This window comes from Gangjinia marincola (genome assembly GCF_039523415.1).
GTDB lineage: Bacteria > Bacteroidota > Bacteroidia > Flavobacteriales > Flavobacteriaceae > Gangjinia > Gangjinia marincola.
Genome location: NZ_BAAAFG010000015.1, coordinates 85,680 through 104,961, shown reverse-complemented (window position 1 = coordinate 104,961; position 19,282 = coordinate 85,680). Strand labels below are relative to the sequence as shown.

Below are 19,282 nucleotides of genomic sequence, written 5' to 3'. Positions count from 1 at the left end.
ATTAAAAAGCTTCCGCAATATTTAAGTAGAGGTTATTTGTATTTTCTCCAAAGCCATAATCCACCCGAAGATTAAGTTTTTCCTTTTGATCCAATAAAAATCGAATGCCTATTCCTGCATTGGGCTTTACATCTCCAATATTAAAATCGCTGGGATGTCTAAATACTTCACCGGCACCCGCAAAACCAACAAATCCCCATCTACTGTTTTTAATATTAAGCCTATACTCAACCTGAGCGGCCATTAAACCACGATCAACAAATCTTCCCTCCCTATATCCTCGCATGATTTCACCGCTTCCTAATAAAGCTAGTTCTCCAAAGGGTACATCTCTGTTAGAAAAATAACCAAGAACTTGAAAAGCTAATACGTCCTTACGTTTTGAAAATGGAGTTAAATAATGGCGAACATCAAAGCGCGTCAATTCAAATTCGTTCGTTCCTCCTAAAACTTTTCCGTAAAATCCGTGGGTAAATTCAATATACCAGCCTTTACTGGCATTTAAAATATTTTCCCGATCATCATATAAAGCTGCAAATTCTGCACCGACAGAAGTTGATCCCAGATATCCTTCAGGCTGATTTGTTTCCAGAAGACCATCTTCTTCAGTAGTTACATTATAAATTCGGTTATAGCGCACACCTCCGCCCAAAAACAGATACTTTAAAAAAGCTCTTTTCAAAACTATAGGTTCTACGGTGAGCTGATAATAGTCATATTCTTCTTCATTTTCTTTAGGGGAATCATTTCCTATTCCAAAATATAACCTAGGATAATTTTGAAATAGAAGATTACCTGTAATCACCCACTTTTCTTGATTGGTAAAAACCTCAAATCCTGAGTATAAGATAAACTGATTGTTTAAGGTGTATTGTATTGTTGCCGGCATATTAGAGGTGCGGGTTTCCTCACCAGAGCCTTTGAACTTAAAGAGATATTTGGCCCCAACGCCAAAACCAACATTGGTTTCAGGAGAGTAACTAATAACCGGAGCTGTAATGAGCTTTGATTTATATAATGTACTGTCTTTAGCCGCAGCTTTCTTATTAGGATGAAATGTAAAAATTTCTTTGAGCTCTTCAATTTCTTGTGCACGTGCATGCTGAGAGCCAATGATAAAAAACAATAACAATAGTAAAATCCATTTAATTTCAAACCAGTTCTTGAGTAATCTGGCTTGAAATGATGCAGGTAAAAAAAATAAAGTCTGGGGCATTAAAGCTAATTAAATTAAAAAATTAAAAATAGCTATAACCATTCTGCACTCTTATCCTGGCAGAGTATATTAACAAAAATATAGGAAGGAATGATGGAAATTCCCAATAAGCTGTTAATCAATTCTTTTTCCAAGGTATTATATTCCTTAGAACTTATCTATAGGCGTAGGACCTTCAAGAAGAACTCTAACAATTTGTAGCGTTCCATCATCCTTAGTTTCAATGTGCCATTTGATCAAGGAAATTTCACCTTTATCGATCTCTATCCCCGTAATACTCCTGGGATGTACGCAGCTTCCTGTATTGAAAAAAGCAATATCGCCCGGATCTGGAAATCTGGGGCGGTGGGTATGACCTATGATAGTTAATTTATTTTTATTTTCAACAATCCATTGCTTTGTACGTCGTTCTACCTTAACTAATTCCCGGTAATTTTTCGCAGGACTCGTAGGATCAGCAATACCTACAATTTGAAGAGGTTTCCAGAGGACACGCACAAGAAATCGATTAATCCGCCATCCTACAGAATTCATAAATTCAGCTTGATGACCATGTGTGAGAAAAAGCTCTTTATCGGTCTCTTTATATGTGAGTACAATGGCTTCAGGAAAAGATATTCCTGGGAATAAAGGTTTGTCTTCCCCTAATCTTCTATCAAAATAAGAGTATAGATGTTTTTCGACATAGCGCTGATTTTTAAGCGCCATATCGTGATTCCCATAAATAATATGCAATCTATCCTCTTGATAAAAACGTTGAAGTAAATCATGTACATTTTTATGGGCACGAAGAATCGTGTCAAAATCTATATTTTCCCAAAGCTCTGTCCCATCTCCTAATTCAAAATAGGTAAACCCCTGATCGTAATAGTGCTTAAGTGCGTGAAAATAAGTGTTTCTATTATTGGCAAAATCATCGGCAAAACTATTATCCCCACGGTGACAGTCACTAAATAAAATAAGTTTGTCTGTTGAACTAAATGCCAAACGTTTTGCAGACTGGTAGGCTTTTGTAAAACGTTTTTGCGAAGACATAATTGGCTTTTGCCCAAATGTACTTAAAAATTGTAGCCTACATTAAACGAGATAATTGGAATAGGTGCAGCTCCTCCGCTACTGTTCCAGTAAGCTCCTAGACCAGCTTCAAAAGCAATATTCCAATGTTCTTGATAATTTCGTTGTAAGCCCCATACTGGTCCAAATGCACTTAAGTAATTCTCTTCAGCATCATCATCACCTACGACAAAGTAGGTAAGATACTTAAGCGCAAAGAAATTTCCACTATTGAATCGTATGTCTTTACCATCAGCTAATCGTTTTTGAAAGTTATAATATTGACGAAACTGAAGATCTACCCATGGTAACCACACGAAATCAGTTTCATCTTCATCATTAAATTCGTCTTCATTATTGACGCTAAACCCAAACAAAAAAGCCCCTTCAGCAACAAGAGTAGTTGTTCGTCCTAAACCAACTTCTCCTTCTATACCAAATGGGAATGCTTTTATTTTAAATAAAAATTTTTCGACTCCCGGTTGAGTTGAATCATTTTGGGCTACAGTTGAATTAGAATTTTGGCCGTTCGATAGTAGTGCTGACGTAAATGCCAGCATAAGTAAAAATTTATTCATGAATGGTGTTTATTTAAATGCGTTAAGTCCTGTGATGTCAAGGCCGGTAATGAGTAAGTGAATATCATGAGTTCCTTCATAGGTAACCACACTTTCTAAATTCATCATATGTCGCATAATGCTGTATTCTCCGGTTATTCCCATTCCGCCCAACATTTGTCTTGCTTCGCGGGCAACTTTTAAGGCCATATCCACATTATTTCGTTTTGCCATCGATATTTGAGCAGACGTAGCTCTATTCTCGTTTTTTAATTGTCCTAAACGGTAGGCTAAAAGCTGAGCTTTGGTGATTTCTGTAATCATTTCAGCCAGTTTTTTCTGCTGTAGTTGAAATGCACCTATAGGTTTACCAAATTGTATACGTTCTTTAGCATAACGCAACGCGGTGTCGTAGCAATCCATAGCTGCACCAATAGCACCCCATGCGATTCCGTATCTGGCAGAATCAAGACATCCTAATGGAGCTCCCAAACCACTTTTGTTCGGCAACAGATTCTCTTTGGGAACTTTAACGTCCTGAAAAATCAGCTCCCCAGTAGCCGAAGCTCTCAAAGACCATTTGTTATGGGTCTCTGGTGTAGAAAATCCTTCCATGCCTCGTTCTACGATGAGACCATGAATACGTCCTTCTTCGCTTTTAGCCCAAACTACAGCAACATCACAGAAAGGGGCGTTAGAAATCCATAGTTTTGCACCATTAAGTACGTAATGATCTCCTGCATCTTTAAAATTTGTGGTCATTCCTCCCGGATTAGAACCATGATCGGGTTCTGTCAACCCAAAAGATCCCATTAATTCTCCAGAAGCTAGTTTAGGCAGATATTTTTTTCGTTGTTCTTCATTACCGTATTTCCATATAGGATACATCACTAATGAAGATTGAACAGATGCCGTAGAACGAACACCAGAGTCGCCACGTTCAATTTCTTGCATGATCAGTCCATAGCTTATTTGATCTAATCCAGCACCACCATATTCTTCCGGAATATAGGGGCCGAAGGCTCCAATATCGGCCAGACCCCCAATAATTTGTTTGGGAAACTCAGCTTTTTGAGCCGCCTCTTCAATAATTGGTGAAACATCACGCTTCACCCATTCTCGTGCTGCATCACGTACAAGTTTATGTTCGTCTTGTAAAAGATCATCAATTTGATAATAATCTGGTGATTCAAAGAGGTCTGGTTTCATAGTCAATAAATAAGTTGAGCAAATCTAAGCAATACTGTAATGGTGAGCAATACAGAAAAGTCGATTTAATACTTGTGGAACCATTACATTTTCAAATAAAAATCCTTGACCAAATTAAGATAATCTTCCGTATACTGATGCCTTTCAATTTCTAACGTCAGCTCTTCCTCTTTAGGTATTTCCTTACGGAAGCTAAATTCAATTGCACTGCGTTTAATTCTACTTTCTTTGTTTCCGCGTACGCGAAGAATATTAGAAGGATGTAAGTTTACCTGAAGCGCGCTATCGACTAGTTCATCTTCCCTTGACTTCGGAATAATTACTGCAAAGATTCCGTCGGTACTTAGTAACTTAGACGCACCTTCAACCAATTCATTCAATGGTAAAGAACTTGAAAACCGGGCTTGATCTCTACTAACATCACCAGTGGTGTATTCCTTATCGTAGAACGGCGGATTTGAAACGATAAGATCGTAGCGATCTTCTACTTCGTCAACATACTCTGCAAAACTGGCATGATAGCAAAAAAGGCGATCGCCCCAGGTTGAGCGTTCAAAATTTTCCACGCACTGTTCAAAAGCATCTGCATCTAATTCGATGGCTTCTATGTAGGCTTCAGGAAATCGTTGTGCTAATTGCAAAGCGATGACTCCCGTGCCTGCACCAACATCCAGAATGTTTTTTGGATTAGATTCTTTTCCTGCCCAAGCGCCCAATAAGACCCCATCTGTTCCAATTTTCATGGCACATTGGTCTTGATGAACGCTAAATTGCTTAAAGTGAAAAGGCTGAGTCATTAAAAATATGTCCTCCTTTTGGATGAAGGACTAAGAAGGATTCACGTAGAGTTCGATTAAACCTTCAGGACAAGCAACATGAATTTCTCTATTGACCTTATCTACTGTTGAAATCAGATCATCATTTATTGGAATCAATACCTCGGTCCCGCTATGGTCAATTTCAAATAAAGCTTGGGCGGGGTTTTCATTCACTCCGGTGATCGTTCCAACTTCTCCAAAAGCTTTATCATGGACAGTAAACCCTATGATCTCGTGGTAATAAAACTGATCCTCATTAAGTTGCGGCAGCTCAGAAAGTGGAAGGTAGGTTTTAGCCTTAAATAAATCTTCGGCATCATCTTCTGTATCAACTTCTTCAAACTTTATGCGTAGTAGAGAGGATTTGTGAAGGGATAGTCGTTCAATAAAAAATGGAACCAGATTGTCGTTAAATTCGACATAGACTGATTCCATTTCTGTATATTCTTCAGGAGTATCGGCATCTACTTTTAGTAATACCTCTCCTTTAAAACTAAATTTCCCTACGATGGTTCCAAGATAGAAGCATTCTTCTTTTGTCATCGCAGCGATAAATTTATTCTTCTTCGCTGGCAGCGTTTTCTTCGGCAGCAGCGGCTTCGGCTTGTTTCGCCTCAGCTTCAGCTTCATCTTGTGCGGCCTTAGCTTCAGCTTCACGTTTTTCGTTAACAGCCTTTTCTGCCGCAAGAGCTTCTGCTTTCGCGTCAGCTTCAGCTTTAGCTAAAAAATCTTTTTTCGCGTCAACTTTAGTTCCTTTTTCTTCTAACCAAGCATTGAAACGTTCTTCTACCTGATCTTCAGTTAAAGCACCCTTTTCAACACCTTTTACCAGGTGATGCTTCAATAAAGCACCTTTATACGATAAAATATTGCGTGCTGTATTGGTAGGTTGAGCACCATTTTGTAACCACTTTACAGAATCATCTATATTTAATTCAATGGTTGCAGGATTGGTAGTAGGATTGTAAATCCCTAATTTTTCAAGGTATTTACCATCTCTTTTTGCGCGCGAGTCTGCGGCTACGATCCAGTAAAAAGGTTTACCTTTTCTACCATGTCTTTGTAATCTAATTTTTACGGGCATAATGATTAAATTTTGAGGTTCCCGACCTCGGTTATTAATTTTTGAGTGCGCAAAGATACAGTATTTCAATAAACTAGCAAGACAATATACAATACTTCTTTTACCAAGGGTTTAACAGATTGTCGGCTACTCTTAGTTAAATTCTCTTAAGAACTGCTAAACCCTGTTAAATCCATTGACAACAGGGGTTTCTGATGTTATATTGTTTTTGAAATTAATTATGAACGAAAAAGAAAGACTATGAGTTATTCAGAAAAAGTATCAAGTAAATTAAATGATCTATTAGCCCGAAATTATGATTCTGAAAAAGGATATCAAGAAGCGGCTGAAAAAGTGGAATATGGAGACTTAAAAGCCTTTTTTAAAGAGAAAGCTCAAGAACGTTACGATTTTGGTCATGAAATAAAAGAAGAAATTAGAAGTTTTGGGGAATCTCCAGAGAAAGGAACTTCAATAGCAGGTGACGCGCATAGAGCGTGGATGAATGTAAAATCCTTATTTTCTCAAAATGACAAAGAAGCAATGGTAGAAGAGGCTTTACGCGGTGAGACAACCATGTTAGAGAATTATAATGAGGTATTAGAAGAAACTAACTTACCACCTTCAACACGAAATGTGTTAATTAAGCAACGAGACGCCATTCAAGGTGCAATCAATAATAATAAAATGTATGAAAACATTGTTTCATAATTAATGTGCGAAACAATTGTTTCGAGAACCATCCGTCAGCAGGCGGATGGTTTTTTTTGTGCGTAATATGTTTATATCTTCCAACGGCTTTTAGTGGCTAAAGTTGTAGTAAGTTTCTATTTTTAAAGGCTGAATTTCCCCTTATGTATTTAATTTTTGATACCGAAACTACCGGCTTACCCAAACGTTGGGATGCCCCTATCACAGACGTTGAAAACTGGCCCAGGTGTGTGCAGTTGGCATGGCAGTTACATGATGAATTGGGGAATGTTATAGAGCACAAGGATTATCTCATCCAGCCCGAAGGATTTAATATTCCATACGATGCAGAGCAGATTCACGGGATTTCTACAGAGCTTGCGCAAAAAAATGGAGTTCCATTAGCACAGGTGCTGGCAGAATTCAATGAAGCTATGCAAAAGACCACCTTTATTGTTGGTCAAAACCTTGGTTTTGATGTCAATATTATGGGAGCCGAATTTGTTAGGGATGAAATTGAAACTCCATTAACTAGTATTCCTGTTCTTGATACGTGTACAGAGACCACCGCGCAGTTATGTAAAATCCCGGGAGGTCGGGGCGGTAAGTTTAAATTGCCCACACTAACAGAGCTACATCAATACCTTTTTAACCAACCCTTTGCCGAAGCCCACAACGCAACGGCAGATGTTGAGGCTACAACGCGTTGTTTTTTAGAGTTGATCAGGATTGAAGTCTTCACGCTAAAAGAGCTTCATCAAGATGCTGACTATTTTGAACGATTTAAAGAAGTAAATCCGGGTCAAATTCAGCCGATTGGCTTAAAACACGTCAATCTTAAAAAAGCTTCTAAAAAACTTAAAGAGCAACAGCAAAAGGCATCCGCACTAGAAGGGATTTCTTCTCAGAAGATTCAAGAGAATATTGCAACGCTTCAAGACGCACCCTTTGTTCATCTGCATAATCACAGCCAGTACTCTATCCTGCAATCCACCATCAATGTAAATGGGTTGGTTAGTGCTGCCGCAAAAGAAAAAATGCCGGCAGTCGCTTTAACAGATCATGCTAATATGATGGGTGCGTTTCATTTTGTGAATGCTGTAAAGCGTCATAACAATGCAGTTGCGCAGGCTAAAAAAGAAGCCAAAGAAACAGGTGAAGAGGTTAAACATCACGAAATCAAAGCTATTGTGGGCTGTGAATTTTTTGTGTGTGAAAATCATCTGGACAAATCCCGAAAAGACAATGGCTATCAAATTGTTTTGCTGGCAAAAAACAAGAAGGGCTATCACAATCTGGCAAAAATGTCTTCCATCGCCTATACCGATGGATTTTACTACGTACCAAGAATTGACAAAGAAGTCATTTTAAACTATAAAGACGATATCATCGCACTCACCGGTAATTTGTACGGTGAAGTTCCCTCAAAAATATTGAACGTAGGTGAAAAGCAAGCCGAAGAAGCACTTATGTGGTGGAAGGATGCCTTTGGCGAGGATTTGTATGTAGAATTAATGCGTCACGGTCAGGAGGATGAAGATCGAGTGAATGAAGTGTTGATATCGCTTGCGCGGAAGCATGACCTCAAGCTAATCGCATCCAACAATACCTATTATACAACCAAGGAAGAAGCGAATGCACATGATATTTTACTGTGCATCAAAGATGGCGAAAAGCAAGCAACACCCATAGGTCGCGGAAGAGGGTACAGATACGGCCTAAATAATCAGGAATATTACTTTAAGTCGGCTGAAGAGATGAAAACGCTCTTTAAAGACATCCCTGAAGCGATTACTAACATTAGCGAAGTCGTCGATAAAATTGAAGCCTTTGATTTGGCACGGGATGTACTGCTGCCGAAGTTTGAAATTCCACAGGAGTTTGTTGTCGCTCAGGATGATGAAGATGGTGGTAAGCGCGGTGAAAATGCATATCTCAAACACATCACCTTTAAAGGAGCTCAAGAACGTTATGGTGAGTTAACCCAAGAAATTAAGGAACGTATTGACTTTGAACTCTCTGTCATTGAAAAAACGGGTTACCCGGGGTATTTTCTTATTGTAGAAGACTTTATTCGAGCAGCAAGAAATATGGACGTGTCGGTGGGACCCGGTCGTGGTTCTGCTGCGGGGAGTGTGGTAGCCTACTGCTTAAAAATTACCAATATTGATCCGATCAAATACGACCTGCTGTTTGAGCGTTTTTTAAATCCTGATCGGGTGAGTATGCCAGATATTGATATTGACTTTGATGATGAAGGTCGAAGCCGGGTGATGGACTATGTCATTGAAAAATACGGCAGTAAACAAGTAGCGCAAATCATTACCTACGGCACCATGGCGGCGAAATCGTCTATTAGAGATACCGCCCGCGTACTGGACCTGCCCCTAAACGACGCAGACCGTATATCAAAACTCATTCCCACCATGGCGAAATTGGGGAAGATTTTTGATGTAGATGAAAAAGTGCTGCGGAGTAAGTTTAGGGCAGAAGACCTTCAAAAAATCAATGAATTACTCAATATTTCTGAAGGCGAAGATCTGGAGGCCCAAACCGTGAACCAGGCTAGAGTGTTAGAAGGATCGGTACGAAACACCGGGATTCACGCTTGCGGGGTAATTATTACGCCAGATGATATTACCAACTTTGTGCCGGTAGCCACTGCAAAAGATTCAGATTTGTACGTGACCCAATTTGATAATGCAGTAGTAGAAAGTGCCGGGTTGCTTAAGATGGATTTTCTGGGATTAAAAACCCTAACTTTAATCAAGGACACTGTCAAGATTGTAAAAGCACGACTGGATATTGACTTGGATCCTGAAAACTTTCCGCTTGACGATGAAAAAACCTATGAATTATTCCAACGTGGTGAAACAGTAGGCATATTTCAATACGAATCTCCCGGGATGCAAAAGCACATGCAAAATCTCAAACCCACCGTATTTGAGGATCTTATTGCCATGAATGCACTCTACCGTCCTGGTCCTATGGAATATATTCCCAGCTTTATTGCCCGTAAACATGGTGAAGAAGATATTACCTACGATTTACCTGAGATGGAAGAATATTTGGCAGATACCTATGGGATTACGGTTTATCAAGAGCAAGTGATGCTCTTGTCTCAAAAACTGGCAGATTTTACTAAAGGTGAAGCCGATGTATTGCGAAAAGCCATGGGAAAAAAGCAAAGGGCGGTACTGGATAAAATGAAGCCTCAGTTTATTAATCAGGCTTCTGCGAAGGGACATGATGCTGAAAAATTAGAGAAAATCTGGAAAGATTGGGAAGCTTTTGCGAGTTACGCCTTTAATAAATCTCATTCAACTTGTTATGCGTGGATTGCCTATCAAACGGCCTATTTAAAAGCGCATTACCCCGCAGAATACATGGCTGCAGTACTTTCAAATAATATGAATGACATCAAGCAAGTGACCTTCTTTATGGAAGAATGTAAGCGCATGAAGTTAAATGTGTTGGGGCCAGATGTTAATGAATCTTTTAGAAAATTTTCAGTTAATCAAGACTACGCAGTACGGTTCGGGATGGCAGCGATCAAAGGAGTTGGAGGAGCCGCGGTAAAAGCTATTGTAGAAGAACGTAAAGAAAACGGTCCGTACAAGTCTATTTTTGACTTGGCTAAGCGGGTAGATTTAAGAGCTGCCAATAAAAAAGCCTTTGAGAACCTAGCACTGGCAGGAGGCTTTGACAGTTTTGGAGATACGCACCGTGCACAGTATTTTCACGATGAAGGAGACGGCATTATCTTCTTAGAAAAGGTGTTGAAATATGCGTCAAAGTTTCAGGAGAATCAAAACTCTGCTCAAGTGAGTTTATTTGGTGAAGCGAGTGAAGTTCAAATTCCTGAACCTACCGTACCGCCTTGTGAGGATTGGAGTACGATGGAAAAACTAAAGCGAGAAAAAGAAGTGGTGGGGATTTATATTTCGGGCCATCCATTAGATGATTTTAAAGCCGAAGTAAAGTATTTTTGCAACAGCGCATTAGATAGTTTTTCTAATCTGGAAAACTACATCAATAGAGAACTGACGTTCTGCGGTGTAATTACAGACGTTCAACATCGGGTAAGCAAAATGGGGAAAGGCTGGGCGCTTTTCACCATTGAAGATTACAATGAAACTTTTGAGTTTAGAATATTTGGAGAAGAGTACTTAAAATTCAGGCATTTTTTGGTACCGAATAGTTTTGTGCACGTAAAAGCCTTTGTCAAAGAGGGTTGGACAAATAGAGATACTGGAAAAAAAGGAGATCCCCGTATTCAGTTTAACGCGTTTAAACAGCTTCAAGATGTAATGGATTCATATGCCCGAAAATTAACCATTAAGCTGAATGTAGATGAGTTGGCTTCAGAAAAAATTTCAGCCTTAAAAGAAACCTTTTCAATACATAAGGGGGATCATCAAGTAAGTTTTGTAGTGTATGAAATGGAAGATAAGATCAAACTCACCATGCCCAGCCGAAAACAAAAAGTAAAAATAAGTCAAGAGTTATTAGAAGAACTTAACGAACAGAATTGGCATTATCAATTAAATTAAATGCCAAGGTTGAACTTATATACGTATAGTCATTAACAATACTGGCTGTGTAAGGTTTGGCAGATTATTTGACTAATATTGCAGTAGAAAACAATAATTTAAAAATATATATTATGGCATTAGAAATCACAGATGCAACATTTGAAGAGACCGTATTAAAAAGTGATAAACCTGTATTAGTTGACTTTTGGGCTGCCTGGTGCGGACCATGTCGTATGGTAGGACCTATCATTGATGAGCTTAGTAAAGACTTTGAAGGGCAAGCCGTAGTGGGAAAAGTCGATGTAGATGCCAATCAAGAGTTTGCAGCTAAGTATGGTGTTCGTAACATTCCTACTGTTTTAGTGTTTAAAGATGGGGAAATGGTGAATAGACAAGTGGGTGTAGCTCCTAAAAACACGTATGCAGAAGCGATTAAAGCAGCGATGTAGGTCAAACTGATATAAAAAATAAGAAAGACTGCCAACTTGGCGGTCTTTTTTTGTTTCAGTAGTGTTGTGGGGTTTAGTAAGAATAGATATCTTGTTGAATAGATGAAGTTAAGAGAAGAGGTCCAAAAAGCAGGAGGGTTCATTCAGCTGGAATTGTTGGTAAAACAGGTGGTTGAAGGATTTATTTCTGGAATTCACCGTAGTCCCTTTCATGGTTTTTCAGCAGAATTTGCAGAACATAAGATCTATAATCAAGGAGAAAGCACAAAACACATTGACTGGAAATTATACGCTAAGACTGATCGCTTATATACCAAGCGATATGAAGAAGAAACTAATCTAAGATGCCATTTGATTGTAGATAATTCTTCTTCGATGCATTATCCAAAAGTGCAACAGCAATCTTTGGAAGAAATGAACAAAATTGGGTTTTCTGTAGTAGCTTCGGCTTGTATCATGCAGATGCTCAAAAAGCAACGTGATGCAGTAGGCCTGAGTATTTACAGTGATCAATACGAATATTTTGCGCCAGAAAAAGGCAGTGAACGTCACCACAGGATGTTGTTAGCGCAGTTAGAAGATGCTGTTTTATTTCCAAAAAAAGATTCGCCTACAGATACCTATAAATTTCTGCATCAAATTGCAGAGAATATTCACCGTAGGTCTCTCATTTTTTTATTTACAGATATGTTTCAGGCAGATGTGGCGCGTGATGAGTTGTTTGAGGCGCTTAGACATCTAAAATATAACAAACATGAGGTGGTACTATTTCATGTGTTTGACAGTAAAACCGAACAGAACTTTGAGTTTGCTAATTCGCCCAAACGTTTTGTAGATGTTGAAACGGGGGAATTCATCAATGTATATCCAGATAACATCAAAGAAAATTATGAATCTGCCATTAAGGAGTATTTTAAAGCGATACAGCTTAAATGTGCGCAGTATAAAATCAAGTACGTAGAAGCAGATATTCAACGTGGATTCAACAAAATTTTGACGACCTATATGGTGGAACGTCAGAAGTTTGGCGGGTGATTTTTAATTCAGTCAAAAAAATTAAAAAAAATGATTTGTAGATCCTAAAATCTACGTTATATTTGCCACCGCTTAAGGCGAAAAGTTCATTAAAATATTGGTCTGGTAGTTCAGTTGGTTATCCCGAAGTTTCGGGACTGCCTGTCATCCCCAACGGATTGGGGACGAGTTCGAGTACATCGAACGACATCAGATCAGAATAGTTCATTAAAATATTGGTCTGGTAGTTCAGTTGGTTATCCCGAAGTTTCGGGACTGCCTGTCATCCCCAACGGGTTGGGGACGAGTTCGAGTACATCGAACGACATCAGATTAGAGTAGTTCATTAAAATATTGGTCTGGTAGTTCAGTTGGTTATCCCGAAGTTTCGGGACTGCCTGTCATCCCCAACGGGTTGAGGACGAGTTCGAGTACATCGAACGACATCAGATTAGAGTAGTTCATTAAAATATTGGTCTGGTAGTTCAGTTGGTTATCCCGAAGTTTCGGGACTGCCTGTCATCCCCAATGGGTTGGGGACGAGTTCGAGTACATCGAACGACATCAGATTAGAGTAGTTCATTAAAATATTGGTCTGGTAGTTCAGTTGGTTAGAATACCTGCCTGTCACGCAGGGGGTCGCGAGTTCGAGTCTCGTCCAGACCGCAACAAATACTCGCGAAAGTGGGTGTCTTTTAAATGAGGTTCCTCCTTTAGAGGAATAAACGATGTTGTGTTGTCCCTATTTGTTGGGGCTAGGTTTAGAAATAAACCAGTGAGAAGCTTATCCTAAACGGATGGGCTTTTTTTGTTTTAGGATATATATTCAGTTTATATTATATACTCTGCCATGTTTGACATCTTTTACAAGGGATACACAGGTGATCTTGAAAAAAGACTACTTGAGCATAATAATGATAAGGGTCGTTATACTAAGAATAAGGGGCCTTGGAAAATTGTTTACACGGAAACATTTTCTAATAAAACTGAAGCATTGAAGCGAGAACGAAGTTTAAAGAAATATAGTAAGAAACAGATTTATCAGCTTATATCTTCATTAGAAAACTAAGATCCGCCTGTCATCCCCAACTCGTTCGGGACGAGTTCGAGTCTCGCCTCTACCCAACTTGTTGGTGTACCCAGACCGTCCCCAATAAATTGGGGATTGTGTTGTCCCTATATATTGGGGCTAGGTTTAGAAATAAACCATTGAGAAGCTTATCCTAAATGGATGGGCTTTTTTTGTTTGGATTAGGAATGGATATTTTTAGTTTCTAAAAAGGATTCATAATCAGAATGACTATACGGTATATTTACTACGTATAGTAATTCAAGCTTTTAATTTGCAGTAGATTAAACCATTTTTTGTAGTCAATCCCCCTGTTAACTTCCCGTTAATAACTCGGTCAATATTCCAGAGTCTTCACAACACATCCTGCCTAGACAATTCATAATTTTAAAGTGCATATACTAACCAAATGATGCACGCATTATGGATGACGATCAAAGACCAATATATAGAATAGCTTTTCTAACGCTTCTTTTTAGTTTATCACTCGTGTTTTCTGTCCAGGCACAAGAAGAAGATCGCAGACTAAAAAAGCCCAATAGAAAATTTGAAAATTTTGAATATGCCTCAGCCATTAAGGGATATGAAAAATGGCGTGAAAAAGGACTTAAGAGTGAAGAGTTGTTTAAGAAATTAGGCGACTCTTATTATTACATCTCAGATTTTAAAAACGCTGCGATGGCGTATAGTGAGTTATTTAAACTTACAGATGATGTTGAGCCACAGTACTACTACCGCTACGCTCAAACCTTGAAAACAGTTGGGAATTATGAACTATCAGATGCGTACACCACCAAATACAACAGTAAAGTAGGGGCAGAAGTACAGGCGGCTAAGTTTGTAGAAAATCCAGAAGATATCGAACGCATCAACAGCACACGGGATTATTATAAAGTACAAAGCCTTTCCATCAATTCAGAATTATCAGATTTTGCCCCTTCGTTTAATGGAGATAAGTTAGTATTTACGTCAAATAGAATTCCTAAAGATGCCAAGGTTGTGGTACATAAATGGAACAATCAGCCTTTTTTAGAGCTCTATGAAACTGTATTTGATGAAGATGGAAATGCGGGTGAGGTGTACTATTTTGATAAGAACATCAATAGTAAATACCACGAATCTACTACAGCGTTTACCAAAGACGGCAGATTTTTATATTTCACAAGGAGCAATTATTTTGATTCAGAATACGGTGAAAGCGACACCGGAGCCAATTTGCTAAAACTCTACCGTGCCGAAAAGGTGGGTGATGAATGGACTAATATTTCAGAGCTTCCGTTTACCTCAGATAATTATAATACCGCGCACCCGGCCTTGAGTCCAGATGATAAAAAGCTGTATTTTGTTTCAGATATGGAGGGGTCGCTGGGAGAGTCAGATATTTTTGTGGTAGACATTAATGAGGACAACACCTACGGCACACCACAAACATTAGGGAATGTAATTAATACTCCCGCAAAAGAAACTTTTCCGTTCGTAAGCGAGGATAACACCTTGTATTTTGCTTCAAACGGTCATTTGGGATTAGGAGGACTTGATATATTTTCGGTAAAAATTATTCCCGGGAAAGTTAACAAATACGGTAAGGTGGTCAATATGGGAGAGCCCATTAATGGCGCATTTGATGATTTTTCATACATCGTCAATGACAAAACGAACAAAGGATATTTTTCTTCTAATCGCCCCGGTGGGATGGGAGATGATGATATTTATACCTTTACCAGAAATCGTGATAAGACAAAAATCACCAATAGGTTTGATGATAAGGTCAAAAACTTAGGTGAAGCTAAAACCGATACGGTTTACGTGAATGTTCCCGTGATCAAATATGTAAGTGGCGGCGAAGACCTGGCCAAGGAATTAGGCTTAAATACGATTTATTTTGATTTAGATAAATGGAATATTCGTCCAGATGCTGCCCGTGAGCTGGATCGTATCGCTGCAACGCTTAAAGACAATCCTACCTTAGCCATTACCATAAACTCGCATACCGATAGCCGTGAAGACCACAATTATAACGTGCGTTTATCCAAGCGTCGTGCAGATGCAACGCTAAACTACCTAAGAAATAAGGGTATTTCACAACGCCGATTAAAAGCCGTAGGATATGGCAAAATTCTCTTAGTGAATGAATGCGAAACCGGTGTACGCTGCAGCGAAGAAAAACACCAGGAAAACCGAAGATCAGAATTTGTTGTAAACGGCAAATAAAAATTCGGGCGCTACCCCAATAATTGGGGTCAGGCTTTCCGCTATATCTTTAGTGCCGTTTGTTGCCAAACACACTAAAGGATGCCGCTTCAATCCTTAGCGCAGAACCCTAAAACTTAACATTGAAATTTCAATTCCCCTAGCATCTTTTTATATTTTTAAGCTAAAATCATATCCATGATAGAAGATAGCATCAAAAGCAGAAGATCTGTATTCCCCGCACAGTACGATCATATTCCCATCCCCAGGGAGATTATAGAAAAAGCTCTAGAAATGGCAAGCTGGGCTCCTACCCACAAAAAAACAGAACCCTGGCGTTTCAAAGTGTTTCATTCTGCGCTAAGTAAAAAGGATCTGTCCGAATTTCTCTCTACTACCTATCAGGATATTACCCCCAATTTTTCCGTATTTAAGCAACAAAAGATTTCACAAAAAGTTGCTCAGTCCGGTTGCGTCATAGCGATATGCATGAAACGTGATCCCAAAGAAGTTATACCAGAGTGGGAAGAGATTGCAGCCGTTGCCATGGCCGTTCAAAACATGTGGTTGTATTGTAGTGAAAACGGAGTGGGCTGTTATTGGAGCTCACCCAAGTTGATGAATTACCTGCACGAACACGTCACGATGGAAGATGGCGAACGTTGTTTAGGTTTTTTCTACATGGGGATGTTTAGCGGTGAATCTTTAGAAGGTCAGCGCACTTCTATTGAAGCTAAAACGACTTGGGTCTAAGTTAAAAAAGACCTTCGCTATGTTGAAACAGCTTGTACACGTATAGCCCAAAAAACACACAGGCGGTAAAAAATGACACGAAGGTTGAGGCTAAAAAGCCTAAAAAAGAACCAAAGGCAGCTTTAGTAGCCGTTTTTCGGTCACTTTTATTAAAGACCAGTTCACCTATTAATGCACCCAAGAAAGGACCAATGAGTATCCCAAAGGGAATGGGAGCAATCACGCCCACAATTAAGCCTACGGTAGTACCTATGGCTCCGGCTTTACTCCCGCCAAAGCGTTTAGTTCCTGCGGCCGGGATTACATAATCCAAGACGACTAAGGTAATAGCTATAAAAAATGTAATTCCTAAAAAAGTATAGTTCATCGGTACAGCATCGGTGAGATGGAGCAGGAGTAACCCAACCCAGCTAATCGGTGTACCGGGTAAAACCGGTAAAAAACTACCTAGAATCCCGATGACACAACAGACCAATCCAATAAGCGCTAATGCAATATCCATATGATTTTATTTTCTAAAACGAAGATAATCAAAGTGACGAAGTAAATTTTATAACTAAAAAATTAGTTTAAACTAAAAATTTAGTTATATTGCACAAGAATTAAGAAGTCTTGTGCTATCCTGAACTTGATTCAGGATCTAGCAAATGTATGGACTGGATTACAAATAACACTCCCGACTACTTTTGGGAATAATCTAATAAGATCCTCAGTCAAGCTGAGGAATAAATATGAAACAACTCACTAAAGCCGAAGAAGAAGTCATGCATATCATTTGGGATTTGCAAGAAACCAATGTAGCTGCAATCATTGAACAATTACCAGAGCCCAAACCTGCCTATAATACAGTTTCAACCATTGTACGCATTTTAGAGGCGAAGGATTTTGTGGATTATAGAAAAGAGGGTCGCGGACATGTGTACTTCCCAAAAGTATCCAAAGAGACGTATAGCAACGCCACGATGAAAAAGATGATGAACAACTATTTTGATGGAAGCTTTAAAAGTATGGTGTCGTTTTTTGTGCAAAAAAACGACATGGATCTATCGGAGTTAGAAGACATTTTAACCGAAATTAATGCTAAAAAGAATAAGTCATGATACGTTATACTCTTCTTGTGGTTTTGTTTCAGGGAATTTTCTTGGTGTTTTACCAATTACTTTTGCGCAAAGAGACTTTTTTTACTGCAAATAGATGCTATTTACTGGGCAGTTTAATCGCCTCTTTCATATTGCCATTTTTGGAGTTACCATCTATAGCTGCTCAGGTAGGAGATGCTGCCGTGATGCTACCAGAGGTAGTTTTAGGGAATTCAACTAACGCATCGCTAGATATTCAAAAGGGATTGGTCGCGGCTCAACCTTTTTCCTTTAGTTGGTTTGAGGGGTACTTGATTGGAGTTACTGTAATGCTGCTGTTGTTTATTCAAAAATCTTTCCATATTTACAGCCTGTATAAGTCTTCTAGAGTTTTTACTAATGGAGAATTATTTGTTGCTCAGATAAGGAATTCTGCTGAAGCGTTTACGTTTCTCAACACCATTTATATGGGTACTCAAATCGCTCCACATCACCGGGATCAAATTCTTGCACATGAAAAAGTGCACGCCCGTAAAAAACACAGTTTTGACCTGTTATTTCTTGAGGGGATTAAGATAATAAGTTGGTTCAACCCTTTGGTGTACGGCTACCAGTATTTTTTAAAAGAAGTGCACGAGTTTCAGGCAGATGCGTTGGCCATTCAGCCTACTCAAAAAAGAAGCTATTATGAAACGTTGCTTCAGCTCAATTTTGGAGTGACTAACATCTCATTTACAAATACATTTTTCAATCATTCATTCATCAAAAAACGAATTCTTATGTTACACAAATCAAACACCCCCACTTGGAAATCTTTAAAGTTCGCTGCTCTCATACCGGTCTTGGCTCTAATGTTTTTTGCGGCATCCTGTACGCAGGAAAAAACACTATCAGATACAAAGCAAACCAGTACTGAACTGCAAGAAGAGATCCTCCAGCTACTAGAAGAAAATCAGGAAAACCTTAATGATCGCAAGTTAGAGAATATCAAGTCCTTTATCAATACTACAGTAAATAATAGAAGTGTCGAAGTAATCGAAGTTCATGAAGTTGAAGAAGCTATGGGCAATCTAAGCGTTCCATTTTCGGTGATTGAGAAAGTTCCGGGTTACCCTGGCTGTGATCAAAATCTACCCAATGTAGAGGGTAAGAAATGCTTTAATAATAAAGTTTCCACTTTAGTTCAGCAGGAATTCAATCATGATCTTGTTGAAGATTTACCTACTGATAAAGAACATCGAGTTTTTGTTGCGTTTAAAATTGATAAAACAGGTCAAATAATAGACATTAAAGCAAGAGCTCCATCTAGGGAGTTAGGAGAGGAAGCTGAACGCGTAATCGCATTATTACCTAAAATGACTCCGGGAACACAAAGAGGTCAGGCAGTTGATGTGCTATATTCATTACCCATTGTGCTTCAGAATAAAGAATAAATGCGAAAACTCATTTTTAGTTTACTTCTATTTTTTAAGCTATCGGCTTTTGCACAACCTTCGGGAACCGCAGTAGCCGATAGCCTCTTCGCGGTAGGGAATTATACTAAAGCCATTACCGTGTATCAATCCAGTGCAAATTTTTAGGCGAAGA

Annotated in this window: 18 protein-coding genes and 1 tRNA gene; 11 read left to right on the top strand and 8 right to left on the bottom strand. The window is 38.9% G+C overall.

The window, feature by feature from the left end; translation table 11 throughout:
- Position 1: 1 nt before the first annotated feature.
- The 7 genes from ABD000_RS08295 to ABD000_RS08265 all read right to left on the bottom strand — a co-directional run bounded on the left by ABD000_RS08295 (position 2) and on the right by ABD000_RS08265 (position 5,937).
- Complete coding sequence (locus ABD000_RS08295; RefSeq protein WP_343765887.1) at positions 2 to 1,216, bottom strand: BamA/TamA family outer membrane protein; 1,215 nt, start codon at positions 1,214 to 1,216, stop codon at positions 2 to 4.
- 147 nt (positions 1,217 to 1,363) lie between these two features.
- Positions 1,364 to 2,251: a metallophosphoesterase family protein gene (locus ABD000_RS08290; protein WP_343765884.1), complete on the bottom strand. Its 888-nt coding sequence runs from the start codon at positions 2,249 to 2,251 to the stop codon at positions 1,364 to 1,366.
- Positions 2,252 to 2,274: 23 nt separating this feature from the next.
- A complete protein-coding gene (locus ABD000_RS08285; RefSeq protein ID WP_343765881.1) occupies positions 2,275 to 2,847 on the bottom strand; it encodes a hypothetical protein in 573 nt (190 codons plus the stop codon).
- A 9-nt stretch (positions 2,848 to 2,856) separates the two neighbouring features.
- Positions 2,857 to 4,035 (bottom strand): acyl-CoA dehydrogenase family protein, encoded by a 1,179-nt coding sequence (locus ABD000_RS08280; protein WP_343765878.1) that lies wholly within the window; start codon positions 4,033 to 4,035, stop codon positions 2,857 to 2,859.
- A gap of 83 nt (positions 4,036 to 4,118) precedes the next feature.
- A complete protein-coding gene (locus ABD000_RS08275) occupies positions 4,119 to 4,832 on the bottom strand; it encodes a tRNA1(Val) (adenine(37)-N6)-methyltransferase (protein WP_343765875.1) in 714 nt (237 codons plus the stop codon).
- A gap of 30 nt (positions 4,833 to 4,862) precedes the next feature.
- Entirely contained in the window at positions 4,863 to 5,396 is a 534-nt protein-coding gene (gene rimM, locus ABD000_RS08270) for a ribosome maturation factor RimM (protein ID WP_343765873.1), read from the bottom strand.
- Positions 5,397 to 5,409: 13 nt separating this feature from the next.
- A complete protein-coding gene (locus tag ABD000_RS08265) occupies positions 5,410 to 5,937 on the bottom strand; it encodes a 30S ribosomal protein S16 (protein WP_343765871.1) in 528 nt (175 codons plus the stop codon).
- A gap of 240 nt (positions 5,938 to 6,177) precedes the next feature.
- Here ABD000_RS08265 and ABD000_RS08260 point away from each other — a divergent pair, with 240 nt between their 5' ends.
- The 8 genes from ABD000_RS08260 (at position 6,178) to ABD000_RS08225 (ending at position 16,616) form a co-directional block, all read left to right on the top strand.
- A complete protein-coding gene (locus tag ABD000_RS08260) occupies positions 6,178 to 6,627 on the top strand; it encodes a ferritin-like domain-containing protein (protein ID WP_343765869.1) in 450 nt (149 codons plus the stop codon).
- Between the two features lie 143 nt (positions 6,628 to 6,770).
- The gene (gene dnaE / locus ABD000_RS08255) at positions 6,771 to 11,159 is read left to right on the top strand and encodes a DNA polymerase III subunit alpha (protein WP_343765866.1); all 4,389 of its coding nucleotides are present in this window, start codon (positions 6,771 to 6,773) and stop codon (positions 11,157 to 11,159) included.
- A gap of 113 nt (positions 11,160 to 11,272) precedes the next feature.
- Complete coding sequence (gene trxA, locus ABD000_RS08250) at positions 11,273 to 11,590, top strand: thioredoxin (RefSeq protein ID WP_343765863.1); 318 nt, start codon at positions 11,273 to 11,275, stop codon at positions 11,588 to 11,590.
- 102 nt (positions 11,591 to 11,692) lie between these two features.
- On the top strand, positions 11,693 to 12,625 hold the full coding sequence (locus ABD000_RS08245; protein WP_343765860.1) for a DUF58 domain-containing protein: 933 nt from the start codon (positions 11,693 to 11,695) through the stop codon (positions 12,623 to 12,625).
- A 571-nt stretch (positions 12,626 to 13,196) separates the two neighbouring features.
- A tRNA-Asp gene (locus ABD000_RS08240) sits at positions 13,197 to 13,270 on the top strand.
- Between the two features lie 154 nt (positions 13,271 to 13,424).
- Positions 13,425 to 13,673 carry a GIY-YIG nuclease family protein gene (locus ABD000_RS08235; protein WP_343767291.1) on the top strand — a complete coding sequence of 83 codons (249 nt, stop codon included), beginning with the start codon at positions 13,425 to 13,427 and terminating at the stop codon, positions 13,671 to 13,673.
- A gap of 423 nt (positions 13,674 to 14,096) precedes the next feature.
- The gene (locus tag ABD000_RS08230; protein WP_343765857.1) at positions 14,097 to 15,884 is read left to right on the top strand and encodes an OmpA family protein; all 1,788 of its coding nucleotides are present in this window, start codon (positions 14,097 to 14,099) and stop codon (positions 15,882 to 15,884) included.
- A gap of 177 nt (positions 15,885 to 16,061) precedes the next feature.
- Positions 16,062 to 16,616 carry a nitroreductase family protein gene (locus tag ABD000_RS08225; protein WP_343765854.1) on the top strand — a complete coding sequence of 185 codons (555 nt, stop codon included), beginning with the start codon at positions 16,062 to 16,064 and terminating at the stop codon, positions 16,614 to 16,616.
- Between the two features lies 1 nt (position 16,617).
- Here ABD000_RS08225 and ABD000_RS08220 read toward each other — a convergent pair whose 3' ends face one another.
- Positions 16,618 to 17,118, bottom strand: a complete 501-nt coding sequence (locus ABD000_RS08220) for a DUF456 domain-containing protein (RefSeq protein WP_343765851.1) — start codon at positions 17,116 to 17,118, stop codon at positions 16,618 to 16,620.
- Positions 17,119 to 17,347: 229 nt separating this feature from the next.
- Here ABD000_RS08220 and ABD000_RS08215 point away from each other — a divergent pair, with 229 nt between their 5' ends.
- The 3 genes from ABD000_RS08215 to ABD000_RS08205 are packed head-to-tail and all read left to right on the top strand — an operon-like array spanning position 17,348 to position 19,275.
- Positions 17,348 to 17,716 carry a BlaI/MecI/CopY family transcriptional regulator gene (locus ABD000_RS08215; protein WP_343765849.1) on the top strand — a complete coding sequence of 123 codons (369 nt, stop codon included), beginning with the start codon at positions 17,348 to 17,350 and terminating at the stop codon, positions 17,714 to 17,716.
- On the top strand, positions 17,713 to 19,128 hold the full coding sequence (locus ABD000_RS08210) for a M56 family metallopeptidase (RefSeq protein ID WP_343765847.1): 1,416 nt from the start codon (positions 17,713 to 17,715) through the stop codon (positions 19,126 to 19,128). The genes ABD000_RS08215 and ABD000_RS08210 overlap by 4 nt, the downstream gene beginning before the upstream one ends.
- Positions 19,129 to 19,275, top strand: a complete 147-nt coding sequence (locus ABD000_RS08205; protein WP_343765844.1) for a hypothetical protein — start codon at positions 19,129 to 19,131, stop codon at positions 19,273 to 19,275.
- Positions 19,276 to 19,282 lie beyond the last annotated feature (7 nt).

Bases quoted from the DNA above. Each gene is read 5' to 3' on its own strand.
- ABD000_RS08215 (WP_343765849.1), top strand. From the start codon at position 17,348: ATGAAACAACTCACTAAAGCCGAAGAAGAAGTCATGCATATCATTTGG.
- ABD000_RS08280 (WP_343765878.1), bottom strand. From the start codon at position 4,035: ATGAAACCAGACCTCTTTGAATCACCAGATTATTATCAAATTGATGAT.
- ABD000_RS08245 (WP_343765860.1), top strand. From the start codon at position 11,693: ATGAAGTTAAGAGAAGAGGTCCAAAAAGCAGGAGGGTTCATTCAGCTG.
- ABD000_RS08230 (WP_343765857.1), top strand. From the start codon at position 14,097: ATGGATGACGATCAAAGACCAATATATAGAATAGCTTTTCTAACGCTT.
- ABD000_RS08210 (WP_343765847.1), top strand. From the start codon at position 17,713: ATGATACGTTATACTCTTCTTGTGGTTTTGTTTCAGGGAATTTTCTTG.
- ABD000_RS08295 (WP_343765887.1), bottom strand. From the start codon at position 1,216: ATGCCCCAGACTTTATTTTTTTTACCTGCATCATTTCAAGCCAGATTA.
- ABD000_RS08275 (WP_343765875.1), bottom strand. From the start codon at position 4,832: ATGACTCAGCCTTTTCACTTTAAGCAATTTAGCGTTCATCAAGACCAA.
- ABD000_RS08205 (WP_343765844.1), top strand. From the start codon at position 19,129: ATGCGAAAACTCATTTTTAGTTTACTTCTATTTTTTAAGCTATCGGCT.
- ABD000_RS08285 (WP_343765881.1), bottom strand. From the start codon at position 2,847: ATGAATAAATTTTTACTTATGCTGGCATTTACGTCAGCACTACTATCG.
- ABD000_RS08265 (WP_343765871.1), bottom strand. From the start codon at position 5,937: ATGCCCGTAAAAATTAGATTACAAAGACATGGTAGAAAAGGTAAACCT.
- trxA (WP_343765863.1), top strand. From the start codon at position 11,273: ATGGCATTAGAAATCACAGATGCAACATTTGAAGAGACCGTATTAAAA.
- ABD000_RS08290 (WP_343765884.1), bottom strand. From the start codon at position 2,251: ATGTCTTCGCAAAAACGTTTTACAAAAGCCTACCAGTCTGCAAAACGT.
- rimM (WP_343765873.1), bottom strand. From the start codon at position 5,396: ATGACAAAAGAAGAATGCTTCTATCTTGGAACCATCGTAGGGAAATTT.
- ABD000_RS08260 (WP_343765869.1), top strand. From the start codon at position 6,178: ATGAGTTATTCAGAAAAAGTATCAAGTAAATTAAATGATCTATTAGCC.
- dnaE (WP_343765866.1), top strand. From the start codon at position 6,771: ATGTATTTAATTTTTGATACCGAAACTACCGGCTTACCCAAACGTTGG.
- ABD000_RS08220 (WP_343765851.1), bottom strand. From the start codon at position 17,118: ATGGATATTGCATTAGCGCTTATTGGATTGGTCTGTTGTGTCATCGGG.
- ABD000_RS08225 (WP_343765854.1), top strand. From the start codon at position 16,062: ATGATAGAAGATAGCATCAAAAGCAGAAGATCTGTATTCCCCGCACAG.